16 protein-coding genes and 1 pseudogene are annotated in these 22,649 nt (G+C 75.0%); 14 read left to right on the top strand and 3 right to left on the bottom strand.

Annotated elements, in window-relative coordinates; translation table 11 throughout:
• The first annotated feature begins 12 nt into the window (after positions 1–12).
• The 3 genes from AB0C76_RS36195 to AB0C76_RS36185 are packed head-to-tail and all read left to right on the top strand — an operon-like array spanning position 13 to position 2,596.
• Entirely contained in the window at positions 13–1,815 is a 1,803-nt protein-coding gene (locus AB0C76_RS36195) for an asparagine synthase-related protein (RefSeq protein WP_359973879.1), read from the top strand.
• A gap of 32 nt (positions 1,816–1,847) precedes the next feature.
• Positions 1,848–2,105, top strand: coding sequence for a lasso peptide biosynthesis PqqD family chaperone (locus tag AB0C76_RS36190; RefSeq protein WP_359973877.1), 258 nt, complete (start codon positions 1,848–1,850; stop codon positions 2,103–2,105).
• A complete protein-coding gene (locus AB0C76_RS36185; RefSeq protein ID WP_359973875.1) occupies positions 2,102–2,596 on the top strand; it encodes a lasso peptide biosynthesis B2 protein in 495 nt (164 codons plus the stop codon). The genes AB0C76_RS36190 and AB0C76_RS36185 overlap by 4 nt, the downstream gene beginning before the upstream one ends.
• On the opposite strand, the gene AB0C76_RS36180 is transcribed toward AB0C76_RS36185, so the two are convergent.
• Entirely contained in the window at positions 2,590–3,288 is a 699-nt protein-coding gene (locus tag AB0C76_RS36180; RefSeq protein ID WP_359973873.1) for a hypothetical protein, read from the bottom strand. The genes AB0C76_RS36185 and AB0C76_RS36180 overlap by 7 nt on opposite strands.
• 313 nt (positions 3,289–3,601) lie before the next feature.
• On the opposite strand from AB0C76_RS36180, the gene AB0C76_RS36175 reads away from it, so the two are divergent.
• The 4 genes from AB0C76_RS36175 (at position 3,602) to AB0C76_RS36160 (ending at position 9,603) form a co-directional block, all read left to right on the top strand.
• Complete coding sequence (locus AB0C76_RS36175; protein WP_359973872.1) at positions 3,602–4,693, top strand: polyprenyl synthetase family protein; 1,092 nt, start codon at positions 3,602–3,604, stop codon at positions 4,691–4,693.
• 32 nt (positions 4,694–4,725) lie between these two features.
• Positions 4,726–6,270, top strand: a complete 1,545-nt coding sequence (locus tag AB0C76_RS36170) for an acyl-CoA carboxylase subunit beta (protein WP_359973912.1) — start codon at positions 4,726–4,728, stop codon at positions 6,268–6,270.
• A 17-nt stretch (positions 6,271–6,287) separates the two neighbouring features.
• Positions 6,288–6,503, top strand: a complete 216-nt coding sequence (locus tag AB0C76_RS36165; protein ID WP_359973870.1) for an acyl-CoA carboxylase epsilon subunit — start codon at positions 6,288–6,290, stop codon at positions 6,501–6,503.
• A gap of 115 nt (positions 6,504–6,618) precedes the next feature.
• Positions 6,619–9,603, top strand: a complete 2,985-nt coding sequence (locus AB0C76_RS36160; RefSeq protein WP_359973868.1) for a BTAD domain-containing putative transcriptional regulator — start codon at positions 6,619–6,621, stop codon at positions 9,601–9,603.
• 21 nt (positions 9,604–9,624) lie between these two features.
• On the opposite strand, the gene AB0C76_RS36155 is transcribed toward AB0C76_RS36160, so the two are convergent.
• Entirely contained in the window at positions 9,625–9,852 is a 228-nt protein-coding gene (locus tag AB0C76_RS36155; RefSeq protein WP_359973866.1) for a hypothetical protein, read from the bottom strand.
• Positions 9,853–10,070: 218 nt separating this feature from the next.
• Here AB0C76_RS36155 and AB0C76_RS36150 point away from each other — a divergent pair, with 218 nt between their 5' ends.
• Entirely contained in the window at positions 10,071–11,903 is a 1,833-nt protein-coding gene (locus AB0C76_RS36150) for a transcriptional regulator (protein WP_359973864.1), read from the top strand.
• Positions 11,904–11,957: 54 nt separating this feature from the next.
• On the opposite strand, the gene AB0C76_RS36145 is transcribed toward AB0C76_RS36150, so the two are convergent.
• On the bottom strand, positions 11,958–12,185 hold the full coding sequence (locus tag AB0C76_RS36145; protein WP_359973862.1) for a DUF6269 family protein: 228 nt from the start codon (positions 12,183–12,185) through the stop codon (positions 11,958–11,960).
• 157 nt (positions 12,186–12,342) lie between these two features.
• On the opposite strand from AB0C76_RS36145, the gene AB0C76_RS36140 reads away from it, so the two are divergent.
• The 6 genes and pseudogenes from AB0C76_RS36140 to AB0C76_RS36115 all read left to right on the top strand — a co-directional run bounded on the left by AB0C76_RS36140 (position 12,343) and on the right by AB0C76_RS36115 (position 22,426).
• Positions 12,343–13,818, top strand: a complete 1,476-nt coding sequence (locus AB0C76_RS36140) for a tryptophan 7-halogenase (RefSeq protein ID WP_359973860.1) — start codon at positions 12,343–12,345, stop codon at positions 13,816–13,818.
• Positions 13,819–13,985: 167 nt separating this feature from the next.
• Positions 13,986–14,231: pseudogene (locus tag AB0C76_RS36135) on the top strand (hypothetical protein); the annotation flags it as partial.
• 211 nt (positions 14,232–14,442) lie between these two features.
• Positions 14,443–15,798: a type VII secretion integral membrane protein EccD gene (gene eccD, locus AB0C76_RS36130; protein ID WP_359973858.1), complete on the top strand. Its 1,356-nt coding sequence runs from the start codon at positions 14,443–14,445 to the stop codon at positions 15,796–15,798.
• 42 nt (positions 15,799–15,840) lie between these two features.
• Positions 15,841–17,013 carry a MinD/ParA family protein gene (locus tag AB0C76_RS36125; protein ID WP_359973856.1) on the top strand — a complete coding sequence of 391 codons (1,173 nt, stop codon included), beginning with the start codon at positions 15,841–15,843 and terminating at the stop codon, positions 17,011–17,013.
• A 2-nt stretch (positions 17,014–17,015) separates the two neighbouring features.
• Positions 17,016–20,990, top strand: coding sequence for a type VII secretion protein EccCa (gene eccCa / locus AB0C76_RS36120; RefSeq protein ID WP_359973854.1), 3,975 nt, complete (start codon positions 17,016–17,018; stop codon positions 20,988–20,990).
• Positions 20,991–21,007: 17 nt separating this feature from the next.
• Positions 21,008–22,426, top strand: a complete 1,419-nt coding sequence (locus AB0C76_RS36115) for a DUF6177 family protein (protein WP_359973853.1) — start codon at positions 21,008–21,010, stop codon at positions 22,424–22,426.
• Positions 22,427–22,649: the final 223 nt, after the last annotated feature.

The following is a 22,649-nucleotide window of genomic DNA, read 5'->3' as shown; positions in this document are numbered from 1 at the left end:
GGAGCTGATGTGATGTCCGGCCACGGCACACCGTTCTTCCTCGCGTTCCCAGACAGCGCGGCCGCGTGCGCCGTGGCCCGGCGCCTGTGCGCCGACCGCCCGGAACTCGATGTCATCCCCCACGCCTCCGGGCGGCCCTGGATCGTCGGACACCGACCCGCCGGGGAGCTCCTGGTCGTCCGGTCCCCCCACCTGACGGTCGCCCTGATCGGCACCTTCGGCGTCACCGCGGCCGACCTGGCCCGGCGGATCGCCCCGGTGCGCGGGCCGGCCGGCCTGGACCGGCTCGGGCTCGAACTCCCCGGCCAGTTCCACCTGCTGGCCACCGCCGACGGTGCGATGCGGGTCCAGGGAACCGCGTACGGCACCCGCCGGATCGCCTGGACGAGGATCGCGGACACCGTCGTCGCCGGCGACCGCGCCGCCGATCTCGCCCGGTTCGCCGGCGCCGGACCCGACCTCACCTCCGTGGCGCTGCGGCTGCTCAACCCGCTGCCGGCGCCGTTCGCCGACCGCGCCATGTGGCACGGCGTCCGGCCCGTGCCGCCCGGTCACTGCCTGGAGCTGCGCGAGGGACGGCCACCGGCGCAGCGGCGCTGGCACCGGCCGCCCGATCCGGTCCTGGGCCTCGCCGAGGCGGCCCGCGACGTCCGGTCGTCGCTGACCGAGGCCGTCGCCCTGCGCACCGCGGCCTCCGGCCTGATCAGCGCGGACCTCTCCGGCGGGCTCGACTCCACGTCCCTGTGCTTCCTCGCCGCAGGCGGCCCCGGGAACCCGAAGCTCATCGCCTGCACCGCCACCGGCGACGAGTCCGAGAACGACGACGGCCACTGGGCCCGGCTCGCCGCCGAACGCCTCGTGGACACCGAGCACTTCCTCGCCCCCGCGTCCGGACTCCCGCTCTTCTACAGCGGGGCGATGAACGACGGCGGGCGGCACGACACCCCGGTCGGGATCGTCGTCAGCCGCGACCGGGTCACCCACTTCATCGAGCGGATGGCCGAGCGGGGCTCGCGGCTGCACCTCACCGGAAACGGCGGCGACCACCTCTTCCTCGGCAGCGCGGTCGACTACCACGCCCTGCTGCCCACCCGGCCGCTGCTCACGCTCGCCGCCCTGCGCGGCTATCGCACCCTGTTCGGCTGGTCCCGCCGCGCGGTCGCGGGCGCACTGCTGGACCGCCGCTCGTACCGCGCGAGTTTCGCCGCCCTGACCACCCGCTCCTCCGGCTCCCTCGACCCGGGCCGCCCGTCCTTCGGCTGGCTGCACGACCCGGTGATCGCCTCGTGGTTCACCGTCGACTGCCTGGAACGGGTCGAGCAGGCCCTGGCCGAGGCCGCCCCCGCCGTCGAACCGCTCGCGGCGACCCGCGGCCGCCACCACGACCTCGCCGGCATCCACGCCGGCACCCAGGAGATGCGCGGCCTGGAGGAGATGGGCCGCCTGGCCGGCGTGCCGGTGGCCAACCCGTACTTCGACGACCGGGTCGTCGACGCCGCGCTGGGCGCCCGGCCCGAACTCCGGGCCACGCCCTGGGCGTACAAGCCCCTGCTGGTCGAGGCGATGCGCGGGATCGTCCCGGACCGCAGCCTCGCCCGGCGCACCAAGGGCGACGGCTCGCCCGAGGCGACGCTCGGCCTCTACCGGCACCGCGAGGAACTGGCGGCCGTCTGGGAGGACAGCGCGCTGGCCCGGGCCGGCCTGGTCGACCCGGACGCGCTGCGCCGCCTCTGCCGCACCCCCGGCTCGCCCGAACTCGCCTACAACCCGCTGACGTCCACGCTCGCCTGCGAGGCCTGGCTCCGCACCGCCTGAGCACCGACGACCTGCCGAACGGAGAAGCACCGATGAAGCTGCGCAACCACGAACACCTCACCGTCGCCGAGACCGAGTACGGCGGCGTCCTGCTCGACGCCAGGATCGGCCAGTACTGGCAGCTCAACCCCACCGCCACCGTGGTGGCCCGCACCCTGCTCGACGGCGGGTCGGAGGCCGACGCCGTAGATGGCCTCACCGAGGCCTTCGACGTCGACCGGGAGCGGGCCGCCGCCGACGTGGCCGCCCTGGTCGACGGCCTGCGGGAGGCCGGGCTGGTCGCGCCGTGAGCTTCACCTTCGCCCTTGAGCAGGACCGCAGCCAACGCCCGCCGCTGCACAGGCGACTGGCGATCAGGACGGCGGTGGGCCTCGCCCGGCTGCTCGTCCTGCTGCCCGCGCACCGGCTCCAGCACGTACTGGCCGTGCTCAGCCGGGGCGCCCGGCCCGCCGGCGCGGACGAGACCGGGGCCGTGCGGGACTCCGTCCTGGCCACCAGCCTCGCCATGAACGGGCTGCGCAGCTGCCTGCCGCGCTCGGTCGCCGTCACCCTGCTGTGCCGTGCCCGCGGCAGCTGGCCGACCTGGTGCGTCGGGGTGCGCACCGCACCGCCGTTCACCGCGCACGCCTGGGTGGAGGCCGAGGGCCGGCTGATCGGCGAGAAGGGCCGCCACGACAGCTGGGCGCGGCTCCTGACGGTCGCCGCGCCCAGCTCACACGGGAATCCCGGGAATCCCGGGAATCCCGGGAATCCCGGAATCTCCGGGAATTCCCGTCACTGACAGCTGTGCTGCCAGTTCCACCCGATGAAGGTGTGCCGGGTCTCGGTCTCGAATCGACAGGTCGCGGTGCCGTCCGCATTGAGGTCGACGGAGGTGTGCATGGTGTTCGCGTACCACGCCCCGGTCACGTCGAATATCCCCTTGTAGGTGAACTCGGCGTCGGCCTGGGTGTGCGAGACGGTGCAGTCCGCGGTGCAGTCGGTGTTCTTCGTCGCGGACTTCAGGGACCAGCCGGCGTTCCACGGCTCGCGGTTCCACTGCTGGGTCGCGTCGGTGTTCGCGGCGCTGATCCGGGTGCCGTCGGCGGTCCACGACGAGGTCGTGTACAGACCGGTCATCCGGATGTTGCAGCAGTCGAACCACTCACTGGAGCTCTTGAACTGGCGCGTGGTGCCGGCGTCCGCGGCGGCCGCGGTCCGGGCCGAACGGGCCGCAACGGCACCGGCCTCGGCCGGGACGAGCCGGACCTCGCCCAGCACCGGCTTGCAGTCGGCGCCGACGGACACCTGCTGCTGCACGGCCATCCCGGCCGGCGGGGCCGGCAGGGCGCCGGTCAGCTTCAGCTCGCCGCAGTCCTTCGCGGCCGAGGCCGCAGCCGCCCCGGTCGCGGAGGTGGCGGCGGTGGCCGGGGCGGCCGTCAGCGCGAGGGCGCCGGCGGCGAGGGCTGCGGCGAGGGCTATTCGGGTGCGCAATTGTCCGTGCCTTCCTGGTGGGTGATCGCCAGGGAGCGTAAGCGGCGGGCGTTCGCGGTCGGCCGGTCCGCGGAAATCTTGGCAGGAAGCTGACGGTTCCCTGGTCAAACCGCCCGCGACGGTCCTAGTGGCACCTTCCTGACAGCACTGTTGAACACCGGTGCGCACCCGTTCGAGGCTGTCGCACGGGCCTCGGGAAGCACGCGCACCGCAAAGCACCCCACCGGCCCTCGCACCGGAGAGCACCCGCACCCGGAATGCACCCACCTGCACCTGGAATCCAGCGCGGCGCGGCCGCAGAGGAGGTTTCCGCATGACGGCCGGACCCATGTACCGAACCGTGGCCGCGGCCGTCGACGGCCTCTTCGCCGCCCCGGAACCGTCCGCCCCGGAACCGTCCGCCGCCGAGCTGCTCGATCGGCTCGAACTCGCCGAACCCGAGTTCGAGGACCGGCTGCGCGAGGCACTGGCCGGGGCCGAGGAGTGGCTCCAGGCCAGCGCCCACGACGCCCTGGACCCGCGCATCGGGCCCCTCACCGGCCACCTCGCCGCCGCCGGCGGCAAGCGGCTGCGTCCGCTGCTGGTACTGCTCGGCGCCGAGTTCGGCGACCCGTGGGCGCCGGGCGTCCCGCAGGCCGCCGCGATCGCCGAGCTCGTCCACCTCGCCTCGCTGTGCCACGACGACGTCATGGACGGCGCCGCCACCCGGCGCGGCGTCCCGAGCGTGCACGCCCGCTGGGGCGAGCGCGCCGCCGTGCTCAGCGGCGACTGGCTGCTCGCCCGCGCCGCCCAGCTCGCCGCCGACCTCGGCCCGGCCGCCGTCCACCTGAACGCCCGCACTGCCGGGCGCCTGGTCTCCGGCCAGCTGCGCGAACTCACCGGCCCCGGACCGGACGTGGACCCGGTGACCCACTACTTCCACGTGGCGGCCGGCAAGACCGCCGCCCTGCTGTCGATGTCCCTGGCGATCGGCGCCGTCCAGGCCGGCGCGCCCGCCTCCGCCGCAGCCGCGCTCACCGAGTACGGGGAGCAGCTCGGCATCGCCTTCCAGGTCGCCGACGACCTGCTGGACCTGCGCCGGCCCGCCGGGCCCAGCGGCAAGCCGCGCGGCACCGACCTGCTCGCCGGCGTGCCGAGCCTGCCCGTCCTGCTCGCCCGCGAGGGCGCCGATCCGGCCGACGCCGAACTGCGCGCGCTGCTCGCGTCCGGTCCCGTCCCCGCCGCCGACGTCCCGCGCGCGCTGGAGCTGTTCGAGCGCTCCGACGCGCTCGCCGAGACCGAGGCCGTGATGCACCGCCGCCTCGACCGGGCCCGGACCGCCCTGGACACCCTGCCCGACCTCCCGGCCCGGCGCGCGCTCCTCGCCCTGTGCGAGGAGCTGGGGCCGGTCTTCCGCCCCCGCTGACGCGGGCGTACCCAAGGAGCCCCCACATGACCATGGCCGCCCGGGTCGCCGAACTCGACCTGATCCGCCGGGACGTCCGGCACGGGCCGAGCGAGAAGGCCACCGAGGCCCAGCACGCGAAGGGCAAGCTGACCGCCCGCGAGCGCATCGAGCTGCTCCTGGACGAGGGCTCCTTCCACGAGGTGGAGCCGCTGCGCCGGCACCGCGCCACCGGCTTCGGCCTGGAGGCCAGACGCCCGTACACGGACGGCGTGATCACCGGCTGGGGCACCGTCCACGGCCGGACGGTCTTCGTCTACGCGCACGACTTCCGGATCTTCGGGGGCGCCCTGGGCGAGGCCCACGCGCAGAAGATCCACAAGATCATGGACATGGCCCTGGCCGCGGGCGCGCCGCTCGTCTCGCTCAACGACGGCGCCGGCGCCCGCATCCAGGAGGGCGTCACCGCCCTCGCCGGCTACGGCGGCATCTTCCAGCGCAACACCAAGGCCTCGGGCGTCATCCCGCAGATCTCGGTGATGCTCGGACCGTGCGCGGGCGGTGCCGCGTACTCCCCCGCACTGACCGACTTCGTCTTCATGGTCCGCGAGACCTCGCAGATGTTCATCACCGGCCCGGACGTCGTCCGCGCCGTCACCGGCGAGGAGATCACCCAGAACGGGCTCGGCGGCGCCGACGTCCACGCCGGCACCAGCGGCGTCGCGCACTTCGCGTACGACGACGAGGAGACCTGCCTCGCCGAGGTCCGCTACCTGCTCTCCCTGCTGCCGCAGAACAACCGCGAGACCCCGCCGGCCACACCCCCCGGCGACCCGGCCGAGCGGCGCAACGACCGCCTGCTGGAGCTCGTCCCCGTCGACGGCAACCGCCCGTACGACATGCGCGCGGTGATCGAGGAGCTCGTCGACGACGGCGAGCACATGGAGGTCCACGAGCGGTGGGCCACCAGCGTCATCACGACCCTGGCCCGGCTCGGCGGCCAGGTGGTCGGCATCGTCGCGAGCCAGCCGCTGCGGCTGGCCGGGGTGCTGGACATCCACTCCTCGGAGAAGGCCGCCCGCTTCGTCCAGCTCTGCGACGCCTTCTCGATCCCGCTGGTCACCCTGGTCGACGTGCCCGGCTTCCTGCCCGGCGTCGACCAGGAGCACGGCGGGATCATCCGCCACGGCGCCAAGCTCCTCTACGCCTACTGCAACGCCACCGTCCCGCGCATCTCGCTCATCCTGCGCAAGGCCTACGGCGGCGCCTACATCGTCATGGACTCCCAGTCGATCGGCGCCGACCTCGCCTACGCCTGGCCCTCGAACGAGATCGCCGTCATGGGCGCCGAGGGGGCGGCCAACGTCGTCTTCCGGCGCAGGATCGCCGACGCCGAGGATCCGGTGACGATGCGTCAGCAGCTCGTCAAGGAGTACCAGGCCGAGCTGATGCACCCGTACTACGCGGCCGAGCGCGGCCTGATCGACGACGTGATCGATCCCGCCGAAACCCGCGCCACCCTGATCCACGCCCTCGCCATGCTGCGGACCAAGCACGCCGTCGGACCGGCCCGCAAGCACGGCAACCCCCCGGTGTAAGCAGAGGAGTGAGCGTCATGCCCGACGAGACCGCGTCCGTGCTCGAAGGCCCGCTCGGGGACGCCCTGTTCCGGGTCATCAGCGGCAGCCCCACCCCGGAGGAGCTCGCCGCGATCGCCGTCCTGCTGAGCACCCGCGCCACCGCGCGGGGCCCCGCCGCCGGCCCGGCCCCGGCCGCCCGCTGGGAGGCGGGCGGCGTGCTCCCGCCGGCCTCCTGGGCCGCGCACCGCTGAACGCTGGCAGCTTGCTGCCGTCCGCGTTGCGGCCCCGCGCCGACGACCTGTAACTCAGAGTGAAGAGGTCGGGGCCATTCCGGATGTGGCGGCGGCCGAGTCGAGGAGGGCAGCCGTGCTTCAGGTGGTGTTCCGGATCCTGGGGCCGCTGGACATCAGCGCCGACGGACGGCCGGTCGCCCTCCAGGGCGCCCGCCAGCGCACCGTGATGTCCATGCTGCTGCTCGCGCCCGGCCGGGTGGTCTCCGTCGACACCCTGGCCGACGCGGTCTGGAACGGCAGCCCGCCCGCCACCGCCCGCAACCAGATCGCCATCTGCGTCTCCGGTCTGCGCAAGACCCTCAAGACCGCCATCGGCATCGACGACCTGATCGTCACCAGCCACCCCGGCTACCTGCTGCACCCGGGCGAACACCGCATCGACGCCGTCGAGTTCGAGGAGCGCGCCGCCGAGGGCCGGGAGGCCGCCCGGCGCGGGCGCGCCGAGGAGGCCCGCGCCCACTTCGAGGACGCCCTCGCGATGTGGCGCGGCCCCGCCCTGGCCGGCATCACCGCCGACGCCGTCGAGGCCGAGGCCGCCCGGCTGTCCGAACTGCGGCTGGACGTCCACGAGCAGCTCACCGCGCTGCGCCTGGAGCTCGGCGAACACCGCGAACTCATCGGCGACCTCACCGCGTTCGTCCGCGAGCACCCGCTGCGCGAGCAGTCCCTGGCACACCTGATGCTCGCCCACTACCGGGCCGGCCGGCGCGCGGAGGCCCTGGAGGCCTACCGCGACGGCGCCCGGCTGCTCGCCGACGAGCTCGGCATCGACCCCGGGCCGACGCTCCAGGAACTGCACGAGGACATCCTCAACGACGCCCCCGAGCTCACCCTGCCCACGACCGCCGCGGCGGCGCCGGCCCCGGCCGTACCCGCCCACCTGCCGCCGGTGCCCGCCGCGTTCACCGGCCGCCACCAGGAACTCGCCGCGCTGGACCGGCTGCTGGAGCACCAGGGCGGCGCGTCGCTGCCGGTCGGCTCGATCATCGGCACCGGCGGCGTCGGCAAGACCGCGCTCGCCGTCCACTGGTCCCACCAGGTCGCCGCGCGCTTCCCGGACGGCCAGCTCTTCGCCGACCTGCGCGGCTACGACGAGGAGGAGGAGCCGCGCCGCCCGTCCGCCGTCCTCGACCGCTTCCTGCGCGCCCTCGGCGTGCCGGGGCCGCAGGTCCCGGCCGACCCGACCGAGCGCACCGCGCTGTTCCGCAGCGTCCTGTACGACCGGCGGGTGCTGATCGTGCTCGACAACGCCCGCTCCTTCGAGCAGATACGCCCGCTGCTGCCCGGCAGTTCGGCCTGCTGCGTGCTCGTCACCAGCCGCGACAGCCTGAGCAGCCGGCTCGCGGGCGACTTCGCGCTCGTCCCGCTGCACCTGGCCTCGCTCGGCGAGGACGAGGCCGTCGCGCTGCTGTCCCGGGTGGCCGGCGCCGAGCGCTTCGCCGCCGACCCGGCCGGCGCGGCCCGGCTCAGCGAGCTGTGCGACCGCCTGCCGCTCGCCCTGCGGATCGCCGCCGCCCGCCTGGCCGCCAAGCCGCACTGGACGGTGCGCACCCTCGTCGCCCGGCTGGAGGACCAGCACCGGCGGCTGGACGAACTCAGCCTGGACGCCCGCGGCGTGCGGGCCGGCTTCCGGCTCAGCTACCGCGACCTGCCGGCCGGGGCGGCCCGGATGTTCCGGCTGCTCGGCTCGCTCAACGTCACCGAGTTCTCGGCCTGGGCCGGCGCAGCCGTGCTCGACATCGACCCGGTCGACGCCGAGGACCTCATCGAGCAGCTCGTCGACGCCCAGCTGCTGGAGCCGCTCAGTGCCAGCGCGGGCCACGTCCGCTACCGCTTCCAGGACCTCCTCCGCCTCTTCGCTCGCGAGTGCGCGCTTGCCGAGGACGGAGAAGGTGACCTGAGGCAGGCCCTGCGGCGGGCCTGCGCGGTGTGGCTGGGCCTGGCCAAGGAGGCCCACCGCCGCGTCTACGGGGGCGACTTCACCGTGGTGCCGGGCACCGCGCCGCTGCACCCGCTGCCCCGCCACCTCACCGACGACCTGGTCGAGGACCCGATGGAGTGGTTCGAGGCCGAGCGCGGCGCGATCAACGGACTGATCCAGCAGGCCGCCCGCGACGACGAGTCCGGCTACGCCTGGGACCTGGTGATGACCACCGTCACCCTCTACCAGAACCGCAACTACCTGGAGGACTGGCGCGAGGGCGCCGAGGCCGCGCTCGCCACCGCCCGACGCACCGGCGACGCCCTCGCCGAGGCGGCGATGCTGCACTCGCTCGGCACCCTGGAGATCGTCCAGTACGAGCACGACAGCGCCTACCGGCGGCTCGGCCTGGCCCTGCGCCTGTTCGAGGAGCAGGGCCAGGACCAGGGCCGCGCCCTGGTCCTGCGCAACCTGGCGCTGTGCGAACGCCAGCGCGGCGACCTGGACCGGGCCGTGGAGACCGGCCGCCGCTCCCTGGAGATCTTCCGCAGGGGCGGTGACCGCTACGCCGAGGCCCATGTGCTGGGCCTGTTGGCGCAGATCGAGCTGGAGCGCGGGGACGCGCAGGCGAGCCTGGTGCTGTCGTCGGAGGCCGTGGCGCGCAGCCGGGGTCTGGGCACCGTGCGGGGCGAGGCGCAGAGCACCGTCCGGCTGGCGGAGGCACTGATCCGCGCGGGCGACGGGGTCCGGGCCGAGGAGGCCTGCCGGCGCGCGCTGGAGCTGGTGCTCGGCAGCGGGGACCGGCGCGGCGAGACGCACGTGCTGAGGGCGCTGGGCGAGGCCCTGTGGTGCCAGGGCCGGGGCGAGGAGGCGGAGCCGGTGCTGCGCAGCGCGCTCCAGGCCGCGGAGGCCGTGCCGGACGCCTTCCTCCAGGCGCGGGCGGGCGCGGTGCTGGGCTGCGTGCAGGCGCTGCGCGGGGACCGCGACGGCGCGGTGGCGATGCTGCGGGCCGCGTCCGGCCTCTTCGCGGAGGTCGGCGCGGGCGGCTGGTCGGAGCGGATCGACCGGCTCATGGTGGGGATCGCGGACGGCGGACCGGTCGACTCGGGGCGGCTGTTCGAACTCGTGCAGCCCTGACGGAGAGCGCTCCTCGCGGGATCAGGTCCACGGGTCGTCCTTCTTCAGGGTGTAGCCGACCGGGTGGGAGCCGACGGCGACGGCCTGCACCGAGGCGTTCGAGGAGTCCGCCGCGACCGCGGTGCCCTGGCCCGCCGCCACCCCGCCGGCCGCGACGAGGAGCACGGCCGCGCTCGCCGCGAGCCTGCCGAGCGGGGCGACCACCGCGGTGTGCGCGGTCTTGCGGGCGGAGAGAAGAGCGCTGTTCACGGTGGCCTCCAGGACCTCTCGTTCGTCCGCCTGACCCGGTGTCCTGCGGTACGACACGAACGCTACGGAGACCGCGTTTTGGGGCGCTTTCAAAGCGCTTTCGATCCGCCGAAATCGATCCGACAGCGACCCGACAGCCGGATATAACCGCAGGTCAATAGCGTTTCGCCCAGGTCGGCCCGCGAGCGTTCGCGGGCCCTGGACGGTCGGGGGCCGGCATGGACTTCACACTTCTCGGGCCGGTGTCGGCCGCGGTCGACGGCCGCCCGGTCGAGCTCGACGGCGCCAAGCAGCGCACCGCCCTGGCCGCCCTGCTGCTCGCCCGCGGCCGCGTCGTCCCCGACGAGCGGCTCGCCACCCTGCTGTGGGGCTGGGAGCCGCCCGCGACCAGCACCAACCAGCTCTACACCTACGTCTCCCGGCTGCGCACCCGGCTCGGCGCCGGCCACGGCCTGCACCGCCACGGCGCCGGCTACCGGATGGACACCGACGGCACCACCGTCGACTGGGACCGCTTCCGCGAACTCGCCGACGCAGGCCGCGCCGACCTCCGGGCCGCCCGCTACGCCGAGGCCGAACGCCGCCTCGCCGACGCGCTCGCGCTCTGGCGCGGCCCGGCCCTCGCCGACGTCACCGAGCACCTGGCCGCCGCCGAGGGCCCCCGGCTGGCCGAGGCCCGCCTCGCCGCCGTCGAGCAGCACGCCGAGGCCGCCCTGGCGCTCGGCCGGCACGACGAGCTGCTGCCCGGTCTCACCCGGCACGTCACCGGTCACCCCGTCCGGGAGCGGGCCCGCGCGCAGCTGATGACGGCGCTGTTCCGGGCCGGGCGGCAGGCGGACGCGCTCGCCCAGTACGAGGAGGCGCGGCGGCTGCTCGCCGACGAGCTCGGCATCGACCCCGGCCCCGAACTGCGGGCCCTGCACCAGGAGATCCTCACCGGCACCCTGGCCGGACCGGCCGCGCCCGAGCGGGCGACCGTCACCGTCGCCCCGGCCGCGCCCGCCGAGGAGCCCGGCACGGAACCCGTCACGGAACCCGGCACGGAACCCGCCGCCCGCCCGGCGCTGCTCCCCGCCGCGCCGCGCGACTTCACCGGCCGCGAGACCGAACTCCGGCTCGTCCTCGACGCGTTGCACGACGGCCGGGACGTCACCGTCACCGGCGCCCCCGGCACCGGCAAGTCCGCCCTCGCCCTGTACGCCGCCGAACGCGCCCGCGACGCCTTCCCCGACGGCCAGCTCCACGCCGACCTGCGCGACGCCGACGGCACCCCGCGCAGCCCCCGTCAGGTCCTCGGCTGGTTCCTGCGCGCCCTCGGCACCGCGCCCGCCCACGTCCCCGACGGCCTCGACGAACGCGCCCAGCGGTACCGCACCCTGCTGGCCGGCCGCCGGATGCTCGTCCTGCTCGACAACGCCGCCGACGACGCCCAGGTCCGCCCGCTGCTGCCCGGCGGCGGCGCCACCCGCACCCTGGTCACCGGCCTGCGCCCGGACCTCGCCGCCCTGGAGGGCGCCCGGCTGGTCCGGCTCGGCCCGATGAGCCCCGCCGAGGCCGCCCGCCTGCTCGCCTCCGTCGCCGGCCCCGAACGCCTCGCCGCCGACCCCGAGTCCACCGCCCGCATCGCCGAGTACTGCGACCGCCTCCCGCTCGCCCTGCGGATCGCCGCCGCCCGCCTCGCCGCCCGCCCGCACTGGCGCCCGGCCCGGCTCGCCGACCGGCTGGCCCCCGCCGAGCGCCGGCTCGGCGAACTGCGCATCGGCAGCCTGGACATCACCACCGCGCTGCGCCCCGCCCTGGCCGCGCTCGACGCCCCGGCCGCGCGCGCCCTCGCCGTCCTGGCCGCCGCCGGCCTCGCCGCCGTCACCGCGGCGGACGCGGCGGCCCTGCTCGACCTGCCCCTCGACGACGCCGAGGACGTCCTGGAGCGGCTCTGCGACGCCCGGCTCCTGGAGCCCGGCTCCGGCGCCGACCGGCCCGCCCGCTACCGGATGCCGGCCCTCGTCGGCCTGCTCGGCCGGCTCGGCCGCGCCGCCGCCCTGGCGGCCTGATCCCAAGGCTCCCGCCCCCGGGTCAGGCCGCCTGACCAGGCAGCCGGCCCGCCCTCACCCGCACCCACCGGCGTGGCCCTCGTCCAGCCCGTAGGTCGCGATGTACCCGTTCTCCGCGGTGCCCCGCACGGCCAGTTCGCTCAGCGCGTCGACGTAGTCCGCCAGCAGCTCGGCCCACGGCGTCCCCCCGTCCTGCAGCAGCAGGTCCTGGTCCAGGGCCGCGCTGCGCTCGATCTCGGTCAGGACGTCCAGCGGGTGCTCGACCTTCAGTTCCTCGAACATCGTTCCCTCGTTTCCGTTCCGTCGGTGGCGTCGGGCCGTCCCCGGCCCCGCACCGACAGACTGGAACCGGCGTCTGTACCCGCCCTCCGGTCCGTCTTGCACCGGCGGTACAGATCCCCGATAGGCATGCCATACACGCCCGTTGGACCCTCCCTCCATGACCCTCGACGCCCGCACGCCCGCCCCCGTCGACCGCATCGTCATCGCGGGCGGCACGCTCACCGCCTGGATCGCCGCGGCCCGGCTGGCCTCCGCCTTCCGGGACACGGTCCGCGTGACGGTCGTCGAGACCGCCGAACGCCCCACCGCGCAGGTCACCGCGCTCGCCCCCGCCTTCCGGCGCGACCTCCTCGACCGGCTGGGAACCCCCGAGAGCGCGTGGCTGCGCGCCTGCTGCGCCTCCTTCAACGCGGCCACCCGGTACCGGGGCTGGCGCCCCGAGCCGGTCTACCTGCCCAACCCCGGCGCCACCCCCAGCTGCGAGGGCTTCCCGCTCACCGACTTCTGGCAGCTGCGCCGCAGCACCGGCCACACCCTGGAACCCGTCGACCACGCGTGCTTCGTCACCCCGCCGCTGCTCGACGCCCGGAAGTCACCGCGCTGGCTCGACGGCCGCACCGCCTTCCCCCACGGCTGGCACGCCGACGCCGCGATGCTCACCCACTTCCTGCGCCGCACCGCCGTCCGGACCTGCGGGGTACGGCTGCACAGCGCGGAGATCCTCGGCGCCGAACGCGACCCGGCGGGCCTGGTCACCGCGCTGCACACGACCCGTGGCCGCGAGGAGGGCGACCTCTTCCTCGACTGCACCGGCCGCGCCGCCCGCCTGCTCACCGGCATCCTCGGCGAACCGTTCCGGCCCGCGGACGACGGCCTCATCGCCGACACGCTCGCCACCGTCACCCTCCCCCACGACAGCGCCCGCCACGGCGTCGCGCCCTACACCGCCGTCACCACCCGCCCCGAGGGCCACACCTGGCACCGCACCCTGCTCGACCGCCGCACCACCGGCCTCGCCTACACGAGCGGGCGCACCGGCGCCGCCGAGGCCGAACGGATCCTCGCCGCCCCGGCCGGCACGGTCGTCACCCACACCGCCACCCCCGCGGGCCGGCTGCGCCGCAGCTGGGTCGGGAACTGCCTGGCCCTCGGCACCGCCGCCGCCAGTGCCGACCCCCTGGACGAGGACCACGCCGACACCCTCGCCCTGCTCGACCAGCTGGTGCGCGACCTCCCCTCCCGCGACGGCCGCACGACCCCGGCCGCCCGCTTCGACGCCACCGCCGCCGCCCTGCACGAGCAGGCCCTCGACCTCGCCCGGCTCCGCCGGCTCACCTCCCCCTACGCGCCGCCCGTCCCGGCCCCCGACCACCTGCGCCAGGTCCTCGACGCCCACTCCGCCGGCCTCGCCCCCACCGCCGACGAGCTCCCGCTGCGTGCCCTCCTCACCGCCCTCACCCCGCACACCGCCACCCCGCCCCCGTCCCTCGCCCACCACCCGCACGCGATCCGCACCGCCGACGACGCCTTCACCCGCATCAAGCGCCACCAGCGCACCCTGCTGGAAACCCTCCCCGACACCCACACCTACCTGACCGCCGCCGGCTCCCTCCCCACGCCGGCCCTCGCCTGACGCCGCCTCCCCCTCCCCCAATCCCCCACAGCTCCCGTCCCCCTTCCCCCCATCTCCTCCTACCGCCCCGAAGCCCCCGCCCCTTCCCCCCACCGACGGGGTGTGCTTCGGCCCGACGCATGCCTTATGTTGCACAGGCAAGACACGGGGGAGACGGCGGGCGGCGAATGGCACGGGACTACGACAGTCAGCTGCTGGAGTCGGTGGCGGTGCGTCGGCGCAGGATGCGCGACGCACTGCTCTTCGGCGCGCAGCGGGTGCGGCGGACGGCCGACGAGCGGTTCGGGAAGGTGTTCGCGGGAATCGCGATCGCGGCGGTGCTGTGCGCCGGCTGCGTCGGGTGGTCGTTCCTGCAGACCACGCTGGCCAAGCAGAAGGCCGATCAGCAGAAGCAGCAGCAACAGCAGCAGCAGTTCCAGGTGCCCCACGACTCGCCGGACCCGTCGCGCCCGCCCACGCCGCCGGTGTCCCCGTCGGCGACCCGTGCGGTGACCCCGCAGGCGGCACCGGCGAAGAGCGCCCGGCAGACCGCACCGACAAAGGCCGCGAAGTCCCCCGAACCGGCACATTCGTAGAAGCATCGGCCCGAGAGGTCGCAAAGGTCGCGATGATAGGTTCCCGCAAGTGGTGAGCACAGCAACGACTTCCCCGGCCCGTCTCAGCAGGGTGACCCTGATCGGGGAGCGGCGCCGGGCCGACGTGGTCCTGCCCTCCGACACGCCGATCGGCATGTTGCTCCCGGACGTGCTGCAGCTGCTCGACGACCGGGCCGCCAACCGCCCGATGACCCGCCAGCTGGTGACCCCGGACGGCTCGGCGCTGCCGCACGACAGCACCCTGGACTCCGCGGGCGTGGCCGACGGTGCCGTCCTGCGGCTGGTCCGCGCGCACTCCGCCCCGCCCGCCCCGGTCGTGCACGACGTCGTCGACCTGGTCGCCGACGACCTGGACCTGCGCGCCTGGCGCTGGCGCCCGGCCGCGCGCCGGGGCAGCGCCGGGGTCGCGACGGTGGCGTTCTCCGTGACGGCCGCCGTGCTGGCGCGGCACGAGTTCCCGCTGGCCTCGCTGGCCGGCGGACTGCTCGCGGTGGCCGCCGTGCTGCTGGCCGCCGGCGCGCTGGTGTCCCGGATCGGACAGGGCAACCGGGGCCTGGCCACGGCGCTGCTGCTGGCCTCGGGCGGGCTCGGCATCCTCGGCGCGTGGAGCGCGGCGGACGCCTACCACTGGGGGCCGCCGGTGCGGCTGGCCGCGGTGGTGGGCGCGCTCGCCGTGACCGTCGTCATGCTCGGCTTCTTCTCGCCGCTCGGCCGCGGCGGCCTGATCGGCGCCGGCGCCCTCACCGTGATCACCGCGGTGTGGGAGGCGGTGGCCGCCGTCCACACCGAACCGGCCCGGGTGGGCGCCCTGATGGCGCTGTTCTCGGTGGTGCTGCTCGGCGTCCTGCCGCGGCTCGCCCTGATGGCCTCGGGCCTGACCGCGCTGGACGACCGGCGCTCGGCCGGCGCCTCGGTCAGCCGGCACTCGGTGGGCACCGCGCTCGCGGCGACGCACCGCGGCCTCGCGCTCGCCACGATCGCCACCGCCGCGTCGGCCACCGCCGCGGGCTGGCTGCTGACGCTGGCCGCGAAGCCGACGGCCTGGACGGTGGTGCTACCGTCGCTCGTCGCCGTGGTGCTGCTGTCCCGGGCACGGGCGTTCCCGCTGGTCGCCGAGGTCGTGGCGCTGCTGGCCGCGGCCGCGGTGCTGACGGTGCGCCTGGTGGTGCTGTGGGTCGGGCACGGCGGCGGGGCCGGGGCGCTGGCCGTCCTGTGCGTCGCGGCGGTGCTGCCGCTGGTCGCGCTGGCGGTGCAGCCGCCGGAGCACACCCAGGTGCGGCTGCGCCGGGTGGCCGACCTGGTGGAGTCGATCGGCATGGTGGGGCTGTTCCCGCTGGCCGTCGGGGTGTTCGGGGTGTACGGGCAACTGCTCAGCAAGTTCTGAGACACCCGTCAGCAGGTCGGATCTGGAGGGGCAGAGGAAGTCATGTCGAACGGGGAGAACTGGCAGGGCGACGTCCTGCGCGATCTGCGAGCCCAGCTCGACGGCTCCGCGTGGGGCCCACCACCGGCCGACGGGGCCCAGCCGGCGCCCGCGGGACCGCCACAGGACCGGATGCCGTACGACCAGGCGCCGCCGCAGGACCCCGCCGCGCAGCAGTACCAGCCGCCGCAGGGCCGCCAGCCGTACCCGCAGCAGCAGCCGTACCCGCAGCAGCCGCAGGTGACGACCCAGCGGACGCCGGAGTCCCGCCCCACCGTCGACGGCAGCCTGACCGCGCTCGGCCGCAAGCCGCGCGGCGGCGAGCCGTTCGCCAGCCGGGCCGCGCACGCGGTGTGGAAGAACGTCTCCTCCTCCGCCTCCCGCGAGGTCGCCGAGATCACGCGGATCGCCGAGAGCCTCCAGCAGCCGGTGACCACCGGCCGCCAGATCGCCGTCACCTCGATCCGCGGCGGCGCCGGCAAGTCGACGGTCGCCGCCCTGCTCGGCACCACCTACGCCCACTACCGCCAGGACCCGGTGCTGTTCGTCGAGGCCGACACCGCGCTCGGCTCGCTGCCGATCCGGCTGGGCACCGAGACGCTGCGCTGGACCGCCAGCGACCTCGCCGAGATCGTCAAGCCGCAGATGTCGCTGCTGGACATCACCGGCTACCTGGTCCAGCTGCAGAACAACTCCTGGCTCCTGCCCGGTAGTCAGGGCCAGATCGGCGCGATGCTCGACGCCCGCGGCTACCAGCGCGTCATGGTCGCGCTGCGCCGCTACTTCGGCGTCACCGTCGTCGACTGCCAGACCCTGCCCGACGAGGTCGCCCGCGTCGCGCTCTCCGCCGCCCAGGCCCGGGTCATCACCACCCCGGCCACTCTCGACGGCATCGCCAGCACCCACGCCGTCCTGCAGTGGATGCGCGCCCTGCCCGCACACGTCATCGCCGGGACGGTCGTCGTCGTCACCGAACTGACCCCGCACGCGGGCGTCGACGTCGAGGCGGCCGTGCGCACCCTGCGCGCCACCGGCACCACCGTCCACGTGCTCCCGTACGACCGCCACCTCGCGGCCGGCGGCGTCATCCGGACCGACCTGCTCGCCCGCGCCACCCGGAGCACCGCCACCCGGCTCGCCGCGGACGTCTTCCAGCTCTCCCAGAAGCGCCACTGACGATGAGTACCCGACTGATCCACCGCCCGGCCCGGACGGTCCGTCCGCCGGCCGCCCCCGAGGCCCGCACCATCGAGGCCCCGCCCAACCTGCCCGAGGGCAAGGCCGGCAACATCGCGATGTCGCTGCTGCCGATGGCCGGCGTCATGTCCTCGGTCGTCATGATGACCGTCGTCCGCAACAGCCAGTTCGCCGGACTCGGCGCCATCATCCTGCTGGTCACCGTCCTGGGCTCGGTCGGCCTGCTCTTCTCCCAGCGCGGCAAGGCCCAGCGCACCCGCCGCACCCAGCGCGAGGCCTACCTCACGTACCTGGAGGACCTGCGCGAGGAGCTCGCCGCCGAGGAGCGCGCCCGCGGCGACCACGCCGACGTGCTCAACCCACCGCCCGGCGCCCTGTACGACATCGTCCGCGACCCGGCCCGGCTGTGGGAGCGCCGCCGCGTCGACGGCGACTTCCTGCGGGTCCGCGTCGGCACCGGCGAGATGCCGGTGCGCGACCTGCGGATCGGCCAGCAGGCCTCCTCCGCGCTGACCCCGCCCGACCGCTTCATGCTCAACGAGGCCTCGGCGCTGACCACCCGCTTCCGCACCGGCACCGAACTCCCGCTCACCGTCCCGCTCGACCGCGTCGGCGACGTCAGCGTCATCGGCCCGCGCGAGGACTGCCTGCGGGTCGCCCGCGCCCTGCTCGTGCAGAGCGCCGCCCTGCACGCGCCCGACGACGTCGCCGTCGCCCTGGCCGTGCCCGGCGAGCGGCTCCCCGACTGGGAGTGGGCCAAGTGGCTCCCCCACCTGCTCGACACCGACCAGTACGACGGCCCCGTCGCCGCCCGCCGCATCGCCCCCTCGATGCCGCAGCTGGCCCGCCAGCTCGGCGCCGAACTGCGCCGCCGGGCCTCCTACGCGACCGAGGTGCGCCGCGGCCTGTCCGGCTCCGACGCGCTGTCGATGACCTCCCGGCTGCTCGTCGTGGCCGACGGCCACGGCGAGGACGCCGTCGACCTGCCGCGCCCGGACGACGCGGTCGGCCTGCGCGAGATGGGCGTCACCGTCCTGCACCTGCTGGAACGGCGCGTCCAGGAACCCGGCCAGGTCGGCGTGCGGATAACGGTCGAGGGCGACCAGGTGCTCATCGAGGACCTCCGCCAGGAGCAGCCGATCAGCGCCCACGGCACCGTGGACGAGGTCGGCCCCTCCTTCGCCGACGGCCTGGCCCGGATGCTCGCCCCGCTGCGGCTGTCCGCCGAGTCGCTCGGCGACGCCCCGCTGAGCGGCCCGGTCGAGTTCGCCGGCCTGCTGGGCATCGAGGACGTCGCCCACCTCGACCTCGCCCGGCTCTGGGCCCCGCGCGGCGAACGCGCCTTCCTTCGGGTGCCGATCGGCATCAGCGACGGCCACGAGCCGGTGCTGCTCGACCTCAAGGAGTCCTCCGAGCTGGGCATGGGCCCGCACGGCCTGTGCGTCGGCGCCACCGGCTCCGGCAAGTCCGAGCTGCTGCGCAGCCTGGTGCTCGCCCTGGTGGCCACCCACCCGCCGGAGGACCTCTCGCTCGTCCTCGTCGACTACAAGGGCGGCGCGACCTTCGCCCCGTTCGCGAACCTGCCGCACGTCGCCGGCGTGATCACCAACCTGGAGAACCAGGCCGGCCTGGTCGAGCGCGTGCACGCCTCGCTCGCCGGCGAGGTCAAGCGCCGCCAGCAGGTCCTCAAGGACGCCGGGAACGTCGCCGACATCGGCTCCTACGCCGCCCTGCGGGCCGAGCGCCGGCCCGACCTCGAACCGCTGCCGCACCTGTTCGTCGTCATCGACGAGTTCGGCGAACTCCTCACCGCCAAGCCGGACTTCATCGACCTCTTCCTGTCCATCGGCCGGATCGGGCGCTCCATAGGCGTACACCTGCTGCTCTCCAGCCAGCGCATCGAGGGCGGCAGCCTGCGCGGCCTGGACACCTACCTGTCCTACCGGCTCGGCCTGCGCACCTTCTCCGCCGACGAGTCCCGCACGGTCCTCGACACCACCGACGCCTTCCACCTCCCGCCGCTGCCCGGCTTCGGCTACCTCAAGGTCGACACCAGCCACTACGAGCGGTTCAAGGCCAGCTACGTCTCCGGCGCCTACCGCGGCCCGGTCCAGCGCGAGGACGAGGACGCCGGCCCGCTCGCCCTGGAGTACGGCGCCTTCAACACCCCGGCCAAGGCCGAGGACCAGGACGGCCCCGAGCCGGCCGCCCGCCGCCGCACCACCGGCCCGACCGAACTCGGCGTCGTCGTCGGCCAGCTGGAGAACGCCGCGCCCCCGGTCCGGCGGATCTGGCTGCCGCCGCTGCCCGCCGCGATCGCGCTCGACAGCGTCGCCGGTCCGCTCGACGTCGGCCCGCGCGGCATGCAGCTCACCGGCCGGCGCGGACGCCTCCAGGTGCCGCTCGGCCTGCTCGACGACCCCACCCGGCAGTGGCAGGGCAACTGGATCCTGGACCTGACCGTCGCCGGCGGCCACGTCGCCTTCATCGGCGGCCCGCAGTCCGGCAAGACCACCCTGCTGCGCACCCTGGTCCTGTCGCTCGCGCTCACCCACACCCCGCAGGAGGTCGGCGTCTACGGCCTCGACCTGGTCGGCGGCGGCCTCCAGGCGCTGGCCGGCCTGCCGCACGTGGGCGGCATCGCGGGCCGGGCCGACCGCGAGCGGGCGGCCCGCACGGTCGAGGAGGTCCGGGCGATGCTCACCGCCCGCGAGGACCTCTTCCGCGACCACAACATCGACTCCGTCGACCAGCTGCGCAGCCTGCACGCCGCGGGCCGCCTGCCGGAGCTCGCCTCCGCCGAGATCGTCCTGGTCATCGACGGCTTCGGCGCGCTGCGCGACGACTTCGAGGAGCTGGACGACGCCGTCCTCGACATCCTCAAGCGCGGCGGCGGCTACGGCATCCACGTCGTGGCGGGCATGCTCCGCTGGAACGACGTGCGGATCGCCGCCCAGTCGAACTTCGGCACCCGGGCCGAACTGCGGCTCAACGACCCCAGCGAATCCAGCATCGAGCGCAAGCTCTCCGAGACCCTCTCCGCCGACGAACCCGGCCGCGTCCTGACCGACGGGCGGCTGTTCGCCCAGGTCGCACTGCCCCGGATCGACGGCCTCGCCGACAACGGCGAGCTCGGCACCGTCCTGGAGCAGACCGCCAGGACCGTCCGCGCCACCTGGACCGGCGAGCTCGCCCAGCCGGTCCGCGTGCTGCCGCACGTCCTGGAACCGCACCTGCTGCCCGGCCCGGTCGCCGAGCCGCGGCGGGTGCCGATCGGCCTGGACCAGACGGCGCTCGCGCCCGTCCTGCTCGACCTGTTCCACCACGACCAGCACCTGCTGGTCCTCGGCGACAGCGAGTGCGGCAAGTCCAACCTGCTGAAGACCATCGCCGGCGGGCTGATCGAGCGGCACGGCGAGGACGAGATCGTGTTCGCCGTGATGGACCCGCGCCGCAGCCTGCGCGGCGTGATCCCCGAGGAGTACAACGGCGGCTACGCCTACAACGCCCGGATGTGCGCCGGCCTCGCCGCCGCCGTCGCGGGCGAGCTGGAGAAGCGGCTGCCGGACGAGAACGCGCCGCTGGAGGACCTGGAGCCGGGCCGCTGGCGCGGCGGCGGCCCGCGGATCGTGGTGCTCGTCGACGACTACGACGTCCTCACCACGGCCGGCCAGAGCCCGCTCGCGCCGTTCCTGCCGTACCTGCCCTCCGCCGCCGACATCGGCCTGCACTTCGTCGTGACCCGCCGCGTCGCGGGCGCCTCGCGCGGCATGTACGAGCCGCTCGTGCAGGGCCTGCGCGAGTCCGGCGCCTCGGCGCTGGTGATGACCGGCGACCGCGGCGAGGGGCAGCTGTTCCCCGGCGTGTACGCCGCGCAGCAGCCCGCCGGACGCGGCGTCATCGTCCGCCGGGGCCAGCCGAACCGGCTGGTCCAGACCGTGTACACGCCCGAGTAACCGAAGGACTCGACGACATGACCAAGGACGTCATCGCCCTCACCCCGCGGATGCCGGACGCCTGGACGGTGCTCGCCGGCCTCCTCTCCGGCGGCCCCGACAAGCTCCTGGACACGACGGGCGAGGGCGCGGTCGTCCAGCTCCTCGACGAGCAGGCCCGGCCGCTGGTCTCGATCGAGGCCCCGCTGCTGGTGCAGGTCCCGGGCGAGGCCGAGCGGCTGCTGGGCGCCACCCCGCCGCGCGTGCCGTACTGGTGGACCGAGGCCCGCGCCACCACCGGCGTGCCGGACGCCGAGAAGCTCGCCGGCACCTTCGCGGCCCGCGTCGCCCACCTCGCCGACGGCACCGCGTGGCCGCGCGAGGCGACCCGCTCGCTGGCCGTCGTCGAGACCACCGGGCTCACCGCCGCCCCCACCCCGGCCGCCGCGCAGCCCGCCGTCGACGTGCTGACCGAGAAGGTCGCCGTGGTCATCATGGACCGCCCGGTGGTCGCCATGACCGCCTGGCTCTCCGACGCCTTCCGGGCCGCCGCCGAGTCCAACCGCGGCCTGCAGATCGTCACCCCGGCCGGCACCACGCTCTCCCCCGCCGTCCGCGGCAACCTGCCCGGCTGGCCGTCCCGCTGGGTCGTCCAGGACGAGCGGGACGGCTACTACGACGGCCTCACCGGCGCCGTCCTGCGCTGGCAGGAGGGCATGTTCGCCACCGTCGTGAACCCGGAGGGCACCGAGGACGACCTGCGCACCCCGGTCGCCGCCTCCTACCAGGACGTCTCCGCCACCGGCGACCTCCAGCTGGCCGTCACCTTCCGCGCCGCCCACCCCGCCGACGAACGTCTCGTCCTCGGCGGCGCCCTGGAGACCGTCTGGCGCGAACTGACCGGCGAGCCGCCGGCCGGCTGGGGCAGCGCCGAACCGGCCAACCTGCCGTGGTCCCCGGGCCGGCTCACCGACCTCGCCTACTCCCGGGCGCCCGAACCCACCTGGTTCGTCGTCGTCGGCAGCCCCGAACGTCCCGGCCTGGCCACGCTCAAGGTCACCCGCACCAAGTCCGGCGTCGAGGAGGAGGTGACCCTCGCCTTCGGCTACGGGCCCGGCGAGGAGCCGCCGCTGGACGCCCTGCCGCGGATGGCCGAGGCACTGGTGACCCGCCACCGGCTCAAGTCGATGCTTCTCCAACTGCGCCGCGCCCGCCGCGACCTGGCGGTGCCCGCGTACTTCGAGGGCCCCGGCGTGCCGCTGGCCTTCGTGCTCGGCGCGGAGGAGGTCCGGGCCGTCCCGGACGACCGCGCCCGCCGGACGCCGCTGTCGGCGGAGCCTGTCAGACTGGGTCCGAAGGCACGACCGGCCTACTACTACCCGATGCCCGGGGATCCGTCCGACCTCTCCGGGTGGGCGGAATTCGAGCGTCTGGTGCGGCATTTGAAGGGTGAGTGAAGGCCTCGGCGACGAACGGCGGCGACACGCCTGGCGGTGTGTCATACGTTGGTCACAACCCGGGGGCCGCACCTTGCGGGCGGGATATAGGTTGATAGAAATGGACATACTTACGATTCGTCGAGCGAACGGGGGAGCGGTATGAAGTTCGACATGGGGAACCAGGCGCTGCAGACGCTGATGTCGGGGTCGAGGACCTCGAACCAGGACCTGGGTGCGCTGG

Origin of the sequence: Kitasatospora sp. NPDC048722, from assembly GCF_040650235.1 — a bacterium.
Taxonomy (GTDB): domain Bacteria; phylum Actinomycetota; class Actinomycetes; order Streptomycetales; family Streptomycetaceae; genus Kitasatospora.
This window is presented reverse-complemented; position numbering and strand designations above follow the sequence as displayed.

What these genes read in the sequence shown, in the direction of transcription:
- AB0C76_RS36125 (WP_359973856.1), top strand. Translation starts at nt 15,841, where the DNA reads ATGTCGAACGGGGAGAACTGGCAGGGCGACGTCCTGCGCGATCTGCGA.
- AB0C76_RS36140 (WP_359973860.1), top strand. Translation starts at nt 12,343, where the DNA reads ATGACCCTCGACGCCCGCACGCCCGCCCCCGTCGACCGCATCGTCATC.
- AB0C76_RS36170 (WP_359973912.1), top strand. Translation starts at nt 4,726, where the DNA reads ATGGCCGCCCGGGTCGCCGAACTCGACCTGATCCGCCGGGACGTCCGG.
- AB0C76_RS36175 (WP_359973872.1), top strand. Translation starts at nt 3,602, where the DNA reads ATGACGGCCGGACCCATGTACCGAACCGTGGCCGCGGCCGTCGACGGC.
- AB0C76_RS36115 (WP_359973853.1), top strand. Translation starts at nt 21,008, where the DNA reads ATGACCAAGGACGTCATCGCCCTCACCCCGCGGATGCCGGACGCCTGG.
- AB0C76_RS36145 (WP_359973862.1), bottom strand. Translation starts at nt 12,185, where the DNA reads ATGTTCGAGGAACTGAAGGTCGAGCACCCGCTGGACGTCCTGACCGAG.
- eccCa (WP_359973854.1), top strand. Translation starts at nt 17,016, where the DNA reads ATGAGTACCCGACTGATCCACCGCCCGGCCCGGACGGTCCGTCCGCCG.
- AB0C76_RS36190 (WP_359973877.1), top strand. Translation starts at nt 1,848, where the DNA reads ATGAAGCTGCGCAACCACGAACACCTCACCGTCGCCGAGACCGAGTAC.
- AB0C76_RS36165 (WP_359973870.1), top strand. Translation starts at nt 6,288, where the DNA reads ATGCCCGACGAGACCGCGTCCGTGCTCGAAGGCCCGCTCGGGGACGCC.
- AB0C76_RS36195 (WP_359973879.1), top strand. Translation starts at nt 13, where the DNA reads ATGTCCGGCCACGGCACACCGTTCTTCCTCGCGTTCCCAGACAGCGCG.
- AB0C76_RS36150 (WP_359973864.1), top strand. Translation starts at nt 10,071, where the DNA reads ATGGACTTCACACTTCTCGGGCCGGTGTCGGCCGCGGTCGACGGCCGC.